This is a genomic window from Streptomyces sp. NPDC032721 (genome assembly GCF_055579625.1).
This window is the reverse complement of the sequence record NZ_JBVIMX010000004.1, coordinates 40,807-53,327: the sequence shown is the minus strand read 5'-3', so window position 1 is coordinate 53,327 and position 12,521 is coordinate 40,807. Positions and strand designations below refer to the sequence as shown.

Sequence of the window (12,521 nt, the reverse complement as noted above, 5' to 3'; positions counted from 1 at the left end):
CTGCCGCGTTCTCCCTCGGAAGAGGTTCGCGGTCGGCGCTGCCGTCCCGCTGGCGTCCTGCTGACGTGCCGCTAACGTTTCGCTGTCACCGGCGCAGTCACCGGCGCTGTCACCAGGGCTGCCGCAAGGGCGGCCACCGGCACGCCGCCCGTCACCTGTTCGCCGCCAGCGCCGCCGAGGCCCGCTCGTAGCGTTCCTCGTACGACGTGTCGCCCGTGATCCTGCGCAGCGAGTCCAGTGCCCGGCAGGCCCCCTGGTGGTACCCGGCCCGTTCGGCGCCGTCCGCGGCCAGCGAGAGCATCGCCAACCCCTCCTCGACACGGCCCAGTTGGGTCAGCGACTCGCCCTGTGCGGTCTGCAGCATCGACCTGCGGATCAGCCCGGACTCGGCGGCGCCGCCGAGGGCCAGCGCGTCCAGCGAGTGCTGGAGCGCGGCCTCGGGGTCGCCCGTGCTCAGGCAGTGGTCGGCGAGCGTCTGGAGGGCCAGCATCTCGGTCGGCCGGTCGCCCGCCCGCCGGGCGAGAGCGGCGGCGCGTACGCAGCCCTCCCTCGCCTCCTCGTGGTCGCCGCGCACCTGCTGCGCCAGCGACAGGTTGATCCGGCCGATCGCCTCGTCGACCGGGTCGCCCGCCCGCGCGGCCAGCACGGGCGCCAACTCCAGGTGCGGGTAAGCCTCTTCGGGCCTGCCCTCCTCCAGCAGCACCCACCCGAGCAGCGCCCGCACCCGCGACTGGGCGTCCGGGTCGTCCACGGCCTCGGCCGCGGCCAGGGACTGCTCCAGGACGGGCACCCACCGCTCCCGCACCCGCCACAGGATGTACGGCCACTGCAGGATCCCCAGCCGCCACACCCGCTCCGGCCACCCGGCCTCCTGCGCGGCGGCCATCGCCCCTGCGAGCGCCTCGCGTTCGGCCTCGTACCACTCGATGGCCTCGGCCCGCGTGCCGAACTTCCGTACCGCAGAAGGCTTTTGTACGTCGTCGGGAAGCGCGCAGCAGGGGCGGCTGCCGGGTTCGGCGACCGCGTTGGCGGCGAGCTCGGTGCAGAGGTAGTGGCCGACGAGACGGGCGAGCGGCCCCTCGTCCGGGGCTGCGGCCTCGGCCGCCGCGAGCTCGCGGGCGTACAGCCGGACCAGGTCGTGCAGGGCGAACCGGCCGGGCCCCGACTCCTGGACCAGGTGCGCGGCGGCCAATTGGTCCAGGGCGGTGCCCGCTTCACCGGGGGTGATCCCGGCGAGGGCCCCGGCGGCGTACCGGTCGAAGGTCCGTCCCGTGTGCGCGCCCAGGCTGCGGAAGACGAGCTGCGCGCTGCCGGTCAACTGCTGCACGCTGAGCCGCAGTTCGGCCGCCACGCCACGGTCCTCGACCGCGAGCAGAGCCAGCCGGCGCTGTTCGTCGGCGAGTTCGGAGCTGTGCCGCTCCAGGGTCCAGTCCGGGTGGGTGGCGAGCCGGGCGGCGGTGATGCGCAGGGCGAGCGGCAGTCCGTCGCACAGTTCGGCGAGCCTGCGGGCGGCGTCGGGTTCGGCGTCGATCCGTCGGCTGCCGAGCACTCCGGCGAGCAGGGCGGTGGAGTCGGCAGGGCCCAGCACGGCCAGCGGCACGGGCCGGGCGAGCTCGCCCGCGATCAGCCCGTCGAGCCGGTTCCTGCTGGTCACGACGGTGACGCAGCCCTCCCCCGAGGGCAGCAGCGGTCGCACCTGCTCGGAGTTGCGTGCGTTGTCGAGCACGACGAGGAGCCTGCGCTCGGCGGTGAGCCGCCGGTACAGCGCGGCCGCGGCGGCCGGGGTCTCCGGCATGGCCCGTCCGCTCACCCCGAGCGCGACCAGGAACTCCCGTACGACATCGGCCGGTTCGGGGTCCGCGAGCGCGTCGAACCCGTGCAGATCGGCGAAGAGCCGCCCGTCGGGGAAGTCGGCGCGCCGCTGGTGCGCCCAGCGCAGGGTCAGCGCGGTCTTGCCGACACCGGGCGGCCCGGTGACGAGCACGATCGGCGCGTCCCCCTCGGCGGCGGCGTCCCCGACGGCGGCCAGCTCGGCGTACCTGCCGAGGAAACCGCGCGGATTGCGCGGCAGCAACTCGGGGACTGTGTAAGGGACTTGGGAGAACGGTGCGGCGACCCGGACCGGCGCGTACGGACCGCTGGGAACGTGCTCCGCCGTCGGCGTCTGCCGCTTGCGGGGGCCGGGAGTGCTTTCGCCGTGGTCGGGCCGCCGGCCGGAGGAAAGGGTGGTGGCGGCAGCGTCCGGTGCGGCCGCTTCGGCCGGGCCGTACGCCCCGGACTCGTCGGCGCCCCCCTCGGGCTGCTGCTCCCCCTGGAGGATCGCCCCGTACGCGTCCTGGAGCGCCCGGCCGGGGTCCACCCCCAGCTCGTCGGCGAGTAGCCGCCGCGTCCGGTGGTACCAGTCCAGCGCGTCTGACTGCCGGCCCGCCCGGTACAGCGCGAGCATCAGCGCCGCCGCCAGGGTCTCCCGCATCGGATGGGCGACGGCCTCGGTGCGCAGCACGGCCGCCGCCCGGCCGTGCTCGCCCAGCTGCCCGTACGCGTCGGCCAGGTTCTCCACCGTGACCAGCCGGGTCTCCTCCAGCGCGTGCGCGGCGGCGGCCAGCGGTTCGGAGGACACGGTCCCGGTCAGCGCGGGCCCGCGCCACAGGGCGAGCGCCTCGCGCAACATCAGCACGGCGTCCGCGGGCTGCCGTTGGCGCTTCGCCAGTTGTACGAGTTCCTCGAAGCGGTGCGCGTCGAGGAGCGACTCCGACATCTGCAGGACGTAGGCCCGACCCCGGGTGGCGAGCTCGACGCCGTACGCCGCGGCCTCCCCGTCGCCCAGCAGCGCGCGCAGCCGTGAGACGTGACCCTGGATGACGGTGCGGGCGTGGGCGGGCGGGGCCTCGTCCCAGATGGTGTCGATGAGCTGGTCGACGGGTACGGCGGTGTTGGGGCGCAGCAGGAGCGCGGCCAGGACGCTGCGGCGCTTGGCCGGGCCGAGGGGAAGCTCACCGGCTTCGGTGGCGACGGACACCGTTCCGAGCAACCGGAATTCCACTGACGACTCCCCCCCCTGTGCCCCTCGTGCGCAAAGGCTCAGCTTATCGGGGCAGGTGGCGCGGCCCCGAGGGGCTGCGAGTGTGTGCGGTGACTCACTCGTAGTGCCGGTAGCGCTCCTCGGTCACTCCGCCCGCGCCCGGGCCCGGGGGCACGCCCACGCCCCTGCGCTTCTTGAGGATGCTGGTGAAGACCACGATGCCGATGATCCCGACGAGCATCATGATGATCCCGACCAGATCCAGGTTCACGCTGTCCATTTCCCAGTCAGTGGCGAAGGTCAGGATGGCCCCCACCGCGACGAGGACGATGCAGCCGCCCAAGCCCATGTCAGTTCGCCTCCGAAAGAAGATCGCGTACGGCCGTTCCGGCCCTTTGGGTGTACGGGGCGCGTACCCGGGGCCGGAACAGCCATGCGCGGAGGCGGAGTTCAGCCCTCCAGGAAGGCGGTCAGCGCGTTGGCCAGGAGGTAGGGGTCGTCGGCGCCGCACAGCTCGCGGGCGCTGTGCATGGAGAGGATGGCGACGCCGATGTCGACGGTCTGGATACCGTGCCGGGCGGCGGTGATCGGGCCGATGGTGGTGCCGCAGGGCATGGCGTTGTTGGACACGAAGTGCTGCATCGGCACCCCGGCCTTCTCGCAGGCGGCGACGAAGACGGCCCGGCCGGAGCCGTCGGTGGCGTACCGCTGGTTCACATTGGTCTTGAGGATGGGGCCGCCGTTGGCACGCGGGTGGTGCGTGGGGTCGTGGCGCTCGGAGTAGTTGGGGTGCACGGCGTGCCCGGTGTCGGAGGACAGGCAGATCGTGCCCGCGAAGGCGCGCGCCCGGTCCTCGGGCGTACCGCCGCGTGCGTGGACGGAACGCTCCAGCACATTGCCGAGGAGGGGGCCGTCGGCGCCGGTGTCGGACTGGGAGCCGTTCTCCTCGTGGTCGAAGGCGGCGAGCACCGGGATGTACGGGAGGGAGGAGAGGTCACCACTGGCGTCGGCGGCGGCGACGGCGGCCAGGGCGGCGACGCAGGCGTGCACGGAGAGCAGGTTGTCCATGCGGGGGCCCGCGACCAGCTCGCGGTCGCGTCCCAGGTAGGCGGGCGGCTCGATGGCGTGCGGCATCAGGTCCCAGCCCGTGATGTCCTCGGCGTCGAGCCCGGCCTCCTGGGCGACGTACGCGATGAGGTCGCCCTCGTGGACCTCGCCCAGGCCCCAGATGGGCTGCATGTGGCGCTGCTTGTCCAGCTTCATGCCCTCGTTGACCTGGCGGTCGAGGTGGATGGCGAGCTGCGGGACGCGCAGCAGGGGGCGGTCGATGTTGACCAGCCGGTGGGAGCCGTCGCGCAGGGTGAGACGCCCGGCCAGGCCGAGGTCGCGGTCGAGCCAGGTGTTGAGCAGGGCGCCGCCGTAGATCTCGACGGCGACCTGCCGCCAGCCCTCGTTGCCGGAGTCGGGCAGCGGCTTGACCCGCAGGTTGGGGGAGTCGGTGTGGCCGCCGACGACGCGGAAGGGGGTGTGCGCCCGGGTCCCCTCCGGCACGTACCAGGCGACGATGGCGCCACCGCGCAGGACGTACTTGCCGCCCGTCGACGCGTCCCAGGCGTCGGTCTCGGCGACCTGACGGAAGCCGACCTTCTCCAGCCGCTCGGCGGCGGCGGCCACGGCGTGGTACGGCGAGGGGCCGGCCGCGAGGAAGGACATCAGGTCGTCGGTGTGGCCGCGATCGAATCGGGCTGCGGTGCTGCTCATACGCCCAGCGTAGCGAGGCCGCCGTGGTGCCCTTCCTGCCGTGCTCCGGGCTACCTCCCCGGGGGCCGTTCGAACCGGCGGCGCAGGGGCATCCGGCGGTCCCCCCTGGCCACCCTCGGCAGCATCTGCGGCGTCCCGGCGGCCCGCTGCGCCTGCCTTCTGCGGCCCGCGCAGAAGATGCACTCCTCGCCCGGCGGGGCGTCCGGGTCCACCGGTGCGCCGGGGTGCTGTGCGCAGCCCGACGCGTTCCTGGGCCGGGACAGCTCCCTGGCCAGGACGAACGCCCGGTGCAGCTCCCCCGCGAGAGCGGCGAACTCCTCCGGGGCCGAGGACGTCGCCAGGTCGAACGACCGCTCGTTGACCAGCGCGAACTGCGACTTCAGCGCCGCCAGCGTGGCCCTGGGCGCCGACCCGTCCGGCAGCCTGGGCCGCTCCTCCGGGGGGCTGGCGGCGCCGCGCTCGGTGAGCCGCCTGCGGTGGTTGCAGAGCAGACAGCGCCCCCAGCCGTCGGGCGCGGCCGGGTCCACCGCGCCGTCGGGGTGTTCCTTGCAGCCGGTGACGTTGCGGGCGGGGGCCAGGTCGGAGGCCGTGCGGTAGGCCCCGTAGAGCGAGTCGGCCACCGGTTCGTACTCGGCGGGGTGGGCGCCGTCGTACATCTCCTTGACCAGGTCGCTCGCCGAACCGAGCCTGCTGCGCAGCTCCTGGAGCGCGTACGGCAGCCCGGCCGGTACCGAGTACCCCTTGCCCTGCGATTCCTGTCCAGCCATACGACCAAGCGTCGCACGCACCACTGACAACGGGCCGGACCGTCCCCGTGAGAGGGGACAGGTCCGGCCCGCGAGAACCACTCAGCGGCCAGAACCGGGCCGGACTAGAACGCGGCCTCGTCCAGCTCCATCAGCGAGTTGTCCACGGCCTCGGCCTTGGCCCGCTCCACGCCCACGCCCGGCAGCACGTTCGCGGCGAAGTACTTCGCCGCCGCGATCTTGCCGGTGTAGAAGGGGACGTCCTTGGCGGAGGCGCCCGCCGCCAGCTTCTCGGCGGCCACGGCCGCACCGCGCAGCAGCAGGTAGCCGACGACCACGTCGCCCGAGGCCATCAGCAGCCGGGTCGTGTTCAGACCCACCTTGTAGATGGACTTGACGTCCTTCTCGGTGCCCGCGAGGTCCGTCAGCATGGCGCCGACGATGGCCTCCAGGTCCACGGCGGCCTTCGCCAGCTGCTCGCGCGCTCCGGCCAGCTCCTCGCCGCCCGTGCCCACCGCGAGGAACTTCTTGATCTCCTCGGCGAGCTGGTTGAGCGCGGCACCCTGGTTGCGGACGATCTTCCGGAAGAAGAAGTCCTGGCCCTGGATGGCCGTGGTGCCCTCGTAGAGGGTGTCGATCTTGGCGTCGCGGATGTACTGCTCGATCGGGTACTCCTGGAGGTACCCGGAGCCGCCGAAGGTCTGCAGCGACTGCGCGAGCTGCTCGTAGGACTTCTCCGAGCCGTAGCCCTTCACGATCGGGAGCAGCAGGTCGTTCAGCGCGATCTCGGCCTTGGCGTCCTCGCCGTTCGCCTCCTTCAGCGCGATCTCGTCCTGGACGGACGCGGTGTGCAGCACCAGCGCGCGCATGCCCTCGGAGTACGCCTTCTGCTCCATGAGCGCGCGGCGGACGTCCGGGTGGTGCGTGATGGTGACCTTGGGCGCGGCCTTGTCCATGAAGTTGGCCAGGTCGGTGCCCTGGACGCGCTCCTTGGCGTACTCAAGCGCGTTGAGGTAACCGGTCGAGAGCGTGGCGATGGCCTTCGTGCCGACCATCATCCTGGCGAACTCGATGATCATGAACATCTGGCGGATGCCGTCGTGCTTGTCACCGATCAGCCAGCCCTTGGCGGGGTGCTGGTCGCCGAACGTCATCTCGCAGGTGTTGGAGGCCTTGAGCCCCATCTTGTGCTCGACGTTCGTCGCGTAGACACCGTTGCGCTCGCCGAGCTCGCCGGTCTCCCAGTCGAAGTTGTACTTCGGTACGAGGAAGAGCGAGAGCCCCTTGGTGCCCGGTCCCGCACCCTCCGGACGCGCCAGCACGTAATGCAGGATGTTCTCCGACATGTCGTGCTCACCGGACGTGATGAAGCGCTTCACGCCCTCGATGTGCCAGGAGCCGTCCTCCTGCTGGATCGCCTTGGTGCGGCCGGCGCCGACGTCCGAACCGGCGTCCGGCTCGGTGAGCACCATCGTCGAGCCCCACTGCTTCTCGACGGCGATCTGCGCGACCTTCTTCTGCGCCTCGTTGCCCTCCTCGTGCAGGATGCCGGCGAAGGCCGGGCCCGAGGAGTACATCCAGACGGCCGGGTTGGCGCCGAGCAGCAGCTCCGCGTACGCCCAGATCAGCGAGCGCGGCGAGGTCGTGCCGCCGATCTCCTCCGGCAGGCCCAGGCGCCAGTACTCGCTATCCATGAAGGCCTGGTAGCTCTTCTTGAAGGAGGCCGGCACGGGAGCGGTGTTCGTCGCCGGGTCGAAGACCGGCGGGTTGCGGTCGGCGTCCTCGAAGGACTCGGCCAGCTCGTTCTCGGCGAGACGGCGCAGCTCGTCGAGGATGCTCTTGGCGGTCTCGACGTCCATCTCCGCGAACGGGCCGGTGCCGTACAGCTTGTCGCGACCGAGCACCTCGAAGAGGTTGAACTCGATGTCCCGGAGATTCGACTTGTAGTGCCCCATGGCGACGGCTCCGTATTAACTCGGGGAGGCAGGATCCTCGTAACAACTACCAGCAAGTAGCTACCAGCATGCTACCCGTCGGTAATAAGCCGCAACCCCATACGCCCAGATGTGGCCCACTACTCTTTCCCGCATGTATGGCTACGAGCAGAATCCGGGCGCCCAGCAGGGTTACGCCCCGCCCGGTGGGGCCCAGCAGGGCTATGCCCCGCCGCAGCCGCCGCCTCATCAGGGGGGTCACCAGGGTCAGCACCAGGGTGCCCACCCCGGTGCCTACGCGGAGCAGCCGCTCTATCCCGAGCCGTCGCCGCCGTCCCTCGGGGACGCGGTGCGCGCCTTCACCACCGGGACGCTGTCCGCCGAGGACTTCCAGCAGATCTTCGCCTCCTCCAAGGTCTACTGCCCGCGCGGCGAGGGTCCGGGGTTCCTGGCGCTGCACAACACCCAGCACCCGGTGATCCCGATGTTCACCACGCTCAAGGAGCTGCGGAAGTACGCGGGCAAGGAGTCCAAGTACTTCGTGATCACGGGCGCCGAGGTGATCGACCTCCTGCCGACCGGGTACGGCTTCGTGCTCGACATGGAGGGCGAGCACCGGATGGTGTTCGACGCCAAGGCGGTCGAGCAGATGGTCGACTTCGCGATGCGGCGCATGTACGGCTGAGTTCCCCCGGAATACGGCTCGCCTTGCGGGACGTTCAGGGTTCAACTAAGTTGAATGTTGAACATCCCGCCTGGAGGTGGACCCCATGCCCGCAGTAACCGTCGAAAACCCGCTCACCCTCCCGAAGGTCGCCGTGTCCGCGGACGCCCTCGCGCGCCCCGTGCTCGCCGTCACCACGGCTCCGAGCGGCTTCGAGGGGGACGGCTTCCCGGTGCGCCGCGCGTTCGCGGGCATCAACTACCAGTACCTCGACCCGTTCATCATGATGGACCAGATGGGCGAGGTGGAGTACGCGCCCGGAGAGCCCAAGGGCACCCCCTGGCACCCGCACCGCGGCTTCGAGACCGTCACGTACATCATCGACGGCCAGATGGACCACCAGGACTCCAACGGAGGCGGCGGCTCCATCACCAACGGCGACACCCAGTGGATGACCGCGGGCGCGGGCCTGCTGCACATCGAGGCCCCGCCGGAGGCGCTGGTCGTCAGCGGCGGCCTCTTCCACGGCCTCCAGCTGTGGGTGAACCTGCCGGCCGCCGACAAGATGATGGCCCCGCGCTACCAGGACATCCGCAACAACCAGGTCCAGCTGCTCACCACCCCCGACGGCGGCTCCCTGCTCCGCGTCATCGCGGGCGAGCTGGACGGCCACGACGGCCCCGGCATCACCCACACCCCCATCACGATGATCCACGCGACGGTACGGCCCGGGGCCGAGGTGACCCTCCCCTGGCGGTCCGACTTCAACGGACTGGCGTACGTCCTGGCGGGCCGCGGCACAGTGGGCGCGGAGCGCCGGCCGATCCACACCGGCCAGACGGCGGTCTTCGGCGACGGCGGCTCCCTCACGGTCCGCGCCGACGAGAAGCAGGACTCGAACACGCCGGACCTGGAGGTTGTGCTCCTGGGCGGCCGTCCGATCCGCGAGCCGATGGCGCACTACGGCCCGTTCGTCATGAACAGCCAGGCCGAACTCCAGCAGGCCTTCGACGACTTCCAGGCCGGACGGCTGGGCACGATCCCGGCGGTCCACGGCATGTGAGTCCCTGACAGGTCCTGACAGGGCGTCACCCGCCCGGACCGTGCCCGCAGGTGGCGGCATGGGCCCCCGTGTTCTCATGGGCCCATGTCTGTCACCCCCACCAAGCCCCTCCTCCCCGAACCCGCCCGCCGCGTCGCCGCCTGGTGCATCGTCGCGTTGCTCGTGACCGGAGTGGTGGCCGTCGGGGTCTGGCTCTGCATCACCTTCAAGACCGCCGTGACGCCGGTACTCCTGGCGATCCTGGGGACCGCCCTCCTCGGGCCGCTGCACCGGCGGCTCATCAAGATGAAGGTCCACCGGTCACTGGCCGCCGCGATCACCTGCGCGGCGGTCGTCGCCGTCGTCGGCGGTGCCGGGTGGATCGTGGTGAACGCCCTCGTCGACAGCGGCGAGCAGATCGTCTCCTCGGTGCAGCGCGCCGCCACCGATCTGATCGAGAAGTTCGGCGGCGAGGGCACCACGCTCAACGACCTCGCCGACCGTTCCAAGGACCTCCTGGCCAAGTTCGGCGGCACCGCCGCCTCCGGGGTGCTGGCCGGGCTCGGAGTGGTCGGCGAGATCGTCGCGACCGCCGTCCTCGCGCTGCTGCTGATCTTCTTCTTCCTCCGGGACTCCAACCGCGCCGTGGCGTCCCTGCGCGGCATCGCGCCGCACCACGCGGGCGACATGGCCGAGGCGATGGGCCGCCGGGCGTTCGAGGCGGTCGAGGGATTCATGCGCGGGACGACGTTCATCGCGCTCATCGACGCCCTCTGCATCACCGTCGGTCTGCTGATCCTCCAGGTGCCCGGCGCGGTGGGCCTGGGGGCGCTGGTCTTCGTCGGGGCGTACATCCCCTACCTGGGCGCCTTCATCTCCGGCGCGGTCGCGATCCTGGTCGCGCTCGCCGACCGGGGAGTGGTCATCGCGCTGTGGGCGCTGGGCGTCGTGCTCGCCGTGCAGGTGCTGGAGGGACACATCCTCCAGCCGATGATCCAGAGCCGGACGGTGCAGATGCACCCGGCGGTGGTGATGCTGGTGATCGTCGCGGGGGCGTCCGTCGCGGGGATCATCGGCATGCTGCTCGCGGTACCGCTGACGGCCGCCGCGTTCGGCGTCCTCTCCGAGATCCGCGGCCGGTACGCGGCCCGGCCCGAGGAGCCCGCGGAAGCCCGGGCCTGACCCGAAGGACGCGAAGGACGCGCCCTAGGCCTCTTCGTACGACACCGGCGGCGCGTCCTCGTACAGCTCGAACCAGATCGACTTGCCCTCGCCCCTGGGGTCCACGCCCCAGGAGTGCGCCAGCATCTCCATCAGCAGCAGCCCGCGCCCCGAGGACGCCATCTCGCCGGGCCGTCGCTTGTGCGGCAGCTCGTCGCTCAGGTCCGTCACCTCGACGCGCAGCCGGCGTGCGCCGAGCGGGCCGGAGGCGCGGGCGGTCAGCAGGGCGTCGCCGTCGGTGTGGACGAGGACGTTGGTGACCATCTCGGAGACCATCAGGACCGCCGAGTCGACCTGGTCCTCGTCCGCCCAGTCGTGCAGCAGCTCGCGCAGCTGACGGCGGGAGCCCGCGATGCGCTCGGGCTCGGCCTGGGCGACGGTCAGCGCCGTGGACCGTACCGGGGCGCTCACCGAGGCGACCGAGGTGACCGCGTCGCGGCTCAGCAGCAGCAGGGCGATGTCGTCCTCGCGGCGGTCGGAGAGCGGGCCCGTGGTGTGGTGCGAGGGCGGCCCGTGGACGGCCTGCACCAGCTCGTCGGCCAGCTTCTCCAGGTCGAGCTCGCTGTGGGTCTCCAGGATCGCCCGGATCCTGGCCCAGCCGGAGTCCAGGTCGTGGCCGCCGGTCTCGATCAGCCCGTCCGTGCACACCATCAGCGTCTCGCCGGGCTCCAGCGCCAGGCGCGACGTCGGGTAGTCGGTGTCCGGGTCGATGCCGAGCGGCAGCCCGCCCGCCGTCGTCCGTACGAGAACCGTGCCGTCCGCCATCCGTACCGCGGGCTCCGGATGACCGGCCCGGGCCAGCTCGACGGTGCCGTCCGCCGGGTCGACCTCCAGGTACAGACAGGTCGCGAAGCGCGGGCTGGAGTGGTCCTCGGGGGCGTACGTATCGGTGATGCCGTGCAGGAAGCGGGAGGCGCGGGAGAGCACGGCGTCGGGGCGGTGTCCCTCGGAGGCGTACGCGCGCAGGGCGATCCGCAGCTGGCCCATCAGCCCCGCCGCCCGCACGTCGTGTCCCTGCACGTCGCCGATGACCAGCGCGAACCGGCCCGAAGGCAGCGGGATCATGTCGTACCAGTCGCCGCCGACCTGGAGCCCGCCGCCGGTCGGCACGTACCGCGCGGCCACCGCCATGCCCGGTATCTCCGGCCCGAGCGTGGGCATCATCGACCGCTGGAGGCCCTCGGAAAGGGCCCGCTCCGACTCCTCCACGCCCGCCCGCGCCAGCGCCTGCGCCAGCATCCGCGCCACCGTCGTCAGCACGGAGCGCTCGTCGGGGGTGAAGGCCACCGGGTGCGCGAAGCCCGCCATCCAGGCGCCCATCGTCCGCCCCGCCACGACCAGCGGCACGAACGCCCAGGACCGCCGTCCGAACCCCTCGGCCAGCGGCCAGGTCGCGGGGAAGCGGGTCCGGTAGTCCTCCGGTGTGGGCAGATAGATCGCCCGCCCGGTCCGTACGACCTCGGCCGCCGGATAGTCCGTGTCCAGCGGCATGTTCGAGAACGGGTCCTCGTCGCCGGGCTTGTGCCCGTGGTGCCCGATCGTCGTCAGCCGGTCGCCCGCCACCCCGAACACCGCGAGGCCGTCCGGCGAGAACCCCGGCATCGAGAGGGACGCCGCCACCCGCAGCACCTCCGCCGTGGACCGCGCCTCCGCCAGCGCCCGCCCCGCGTCCAGCAGGAACGCCTCCCGGGAGCGCCGCCAGTCACCCGTCACGGGGGTGCGGGCCGCCGTGCCGGGCGGGGACTCGGCGACCTCCTGGATCGTGCCGATGAGCTGGTAGTTCCCGTCGGCGCCGAGCGGCTTGGAGCGGCTCCGTACCGTACGGAGGACCTGTCGGCCGTCCTCGGACATGACCCGCAGCCGGGCCTCGGCGACCGTCCCCTCGGCGACCGCGAGCTGCACGATGCCGTGTATCTCGTTCCAGTCCACGGGGTGGAAACGGGCCCGGGCTGCGGCCTCCGTGAGAGTGACTTCCTCGGCGGGCAGACCGACCAGGTGGGCCGCTTCGGCGTCGAAGGAGACGGTGCCCGTGGCGTTGTCCCATCGCCACAGGCCCGTATCGATCGCGGCCAGCACGTCCTCGGTGCGCATGGGCACATCCTTCCAGGTCGCACGGAGATGGGCCGCCCGG

Annotated in this window: 9 protein-coding genes; 3 read left to right on the top strand and 6 right to left on the bottom strand. The window is 71.9% G+C overall.

The annotated features are described in order from the left end of the window. Window positions 1–151: 151 nt before the first annotated feature. The 5 genes from ACZ5PB_RS10460 to ACZ5PB_RS10440 all read right to left on the bottom strand — a co-directional run bounded on the left by ACZ5PB_RS10460 (window position 152) and on the right by ACZ5PB_RS10440 (window position 7,484). The gene (locus ACZ5PB_RS10460; RefSeq protein ID WP_468689655.1) at window positions 152–3,043 is read right to left on the bottom strand and encodes an AfsR/SARP family transcriptional regulator; all 2,892 of its coding nucleotides are present in this window, start codon (window positions 3,041–3,043) and stop codon (window positions 152–154) included. A 94-nt stretch (window positions 3,044–3,137) separates the two neighbouring features. Beyond that, window positions 3,138–3,371, bottom strand: coding sequence for a DUF6458 family protein (locus ACZ5PB_RS10455; RefSeq protein WP_468689653.1), 234 nt, complete (start codon window positions 3,369–3,371; stop codon window positions 3,138–3,140). A 101-nt stretch (window positions 3,372–3,472) separates the two neighbouring features. Continuing rightward, on the bottom strand, window positions 3,473–4,783 hold the full coding sequence (locus ACZ5PB_RS10450; protein ID WP_468689652.1) for a M18 family aminopeptidase: 1,311 nt from the start codon (window positions 4,781–4,783) through the stop codon (window positions 3,473–3,475). A gap of 50 nt (window positions 4,784–4,833) precedes the next feature. Further along, complete coding sequence (locus ACZ5PB_RS10445) at window positions 4,834–5,550, bottom strand: hypothetical protein (RefSeq protein ID WP_468689650.1); 717 nt, start codon at window positions 5,548–5,550, stop codon at window positions 4,834–4,836. A 104-nt stretch (window positions 5,551–5,654) separates the two neighbouring features. Continuing rightward, window positions 5,655–7,484, bottom strand: coding sequence for an acyl-CoA dehydrogenase (locus tag ACZ5PB_RS10440; RefSeq protein ID WP_468689648.1), 1,830 nt, complete (start codon window positions 7,482–7,484; stop codon window positions 5,655–5,657). Between the two features lie 133 nt (window positions 7,485–7,617). On the opposite strand from ACZ5PB_RS10440, the gene ACZ5PB_RS10435 reads away from it, so the two are divergent. The 3 genes from ACZ5PB_RS10435 (at window position 7,618) to ACZ5PB_RS10425 (ending at window position 10,351) form a co-directional block, all read left to right on the top strand. Beyond that, window positions 7,618–8,148, top strand: a complete 531-nt coding sequence (locus ACZ5PB_RS10435; RefSeq protein WP_468689646.1) for an SseB family protein — start codon at window positions 7,618–7,620, stop codon at window positions 8,146–8,148. Between the two features lie 85 nt (window positions 8,149–8,233). After that, on the top strand, window positions 8,234–9,190 hold the full coding sequence (locus ACZ5PB_RS10430; RefSeq protein WP_468689644.1) for a pirin family protein: 957 nt from the start codon (window positions 8,234–8,236) through the stop codon (window positions 9,188–9,190). Window positions 9,191–9,274: 84 nt separating this feature from the next. Further along, window positions 9,275–10,351 (top strand): AI-2E family transporter, encoded by a 1,077-nt coding sequence (locus ACZ5PB_RS10425; RefSeq protein ID WP_468689643.1) that lies wholly within the window; start codon window positions 9,275–9,277, stop codon window positions 10,349–10,351. A 24-nt stretch (window positions 10,352–10,375) separates the two neighbouring features. Here the strand turns inward: ACZ5PB_RS10425 and ACZ5PB_RS10420 are convergent, their stop codons facing one another. Beyond that, window positions 10,376–12,481, bottom strand: coding sequence for a SpoIIE family protein phosphatase (locus tag ACZ5PB_RS10420; protein ID WP_468689642.1), 2,106 nt, complete (start codon window positions 12,479–12,481; stop codon window positions 10,376–10,378). Window positions 12,482–12,521: the final 40 nt, after the last annotated feature.

Coding starts and splice junctions, on each gene's coding strand:
- ACZ5PB_RS10430 (WP_468689644.1), top strand. CDS start 8,234: ATGCCCGCAGTAACCGTCGAAAACCCGCTCACCCTCCCGAAGGTCGCC.
- ACZ5PB_RS10420 (WP_468689642.1), bottom strand. CDS start 12,481: ATGCGCACCGAGGACGTGCTGGCCGCGATCGATACGGGCCTGTGGCGA.
- ACZ5PB_RS10450 (WP_468689652.1), bottom strand. CDS start 4,783: ATGAGCAGCACCGCAGCCCGATTCGATCGCGGCCACACCGACGACCTG.
- ACZ5PB_RS10425 (WP_468689643.1), top strand. CDS start 9,275: ATGTCTGTCACCCCCACCAAGCCCCTCCTCCCCGAACCCGCCCGCCGC.
- ACZ5PB_RS10435 (WP_468689646.1), top strand. CDS start 7,618: ATGTATGGCTACGAGCAGAATCCGGGCGCCCAGCAGGGTTACGCCCCG.
- ACZ5PB_RS10455 (WP_468689653.1), bottom strand. CDS start 3,371: ATGGGCTTGGGCGGCTGCATCGTCCTCGTCGCGGTGGGGGCCATCCTG.
- ACZ5PB_RS10445 (WP_468689650.1), bottom strand. CDS start 5,550: ATGGCTGGACAGGAATCGCAGGGCAAGGGGTACTCGGTACCGGCCGGG.
- ACZ5PB_RS10440 (WP_468689648.1), bottom strand. CDS start 7,484: ATGGGGCACTACAAGTCGAATCTCCGGGACATCGAGTTCAACCTCTTC.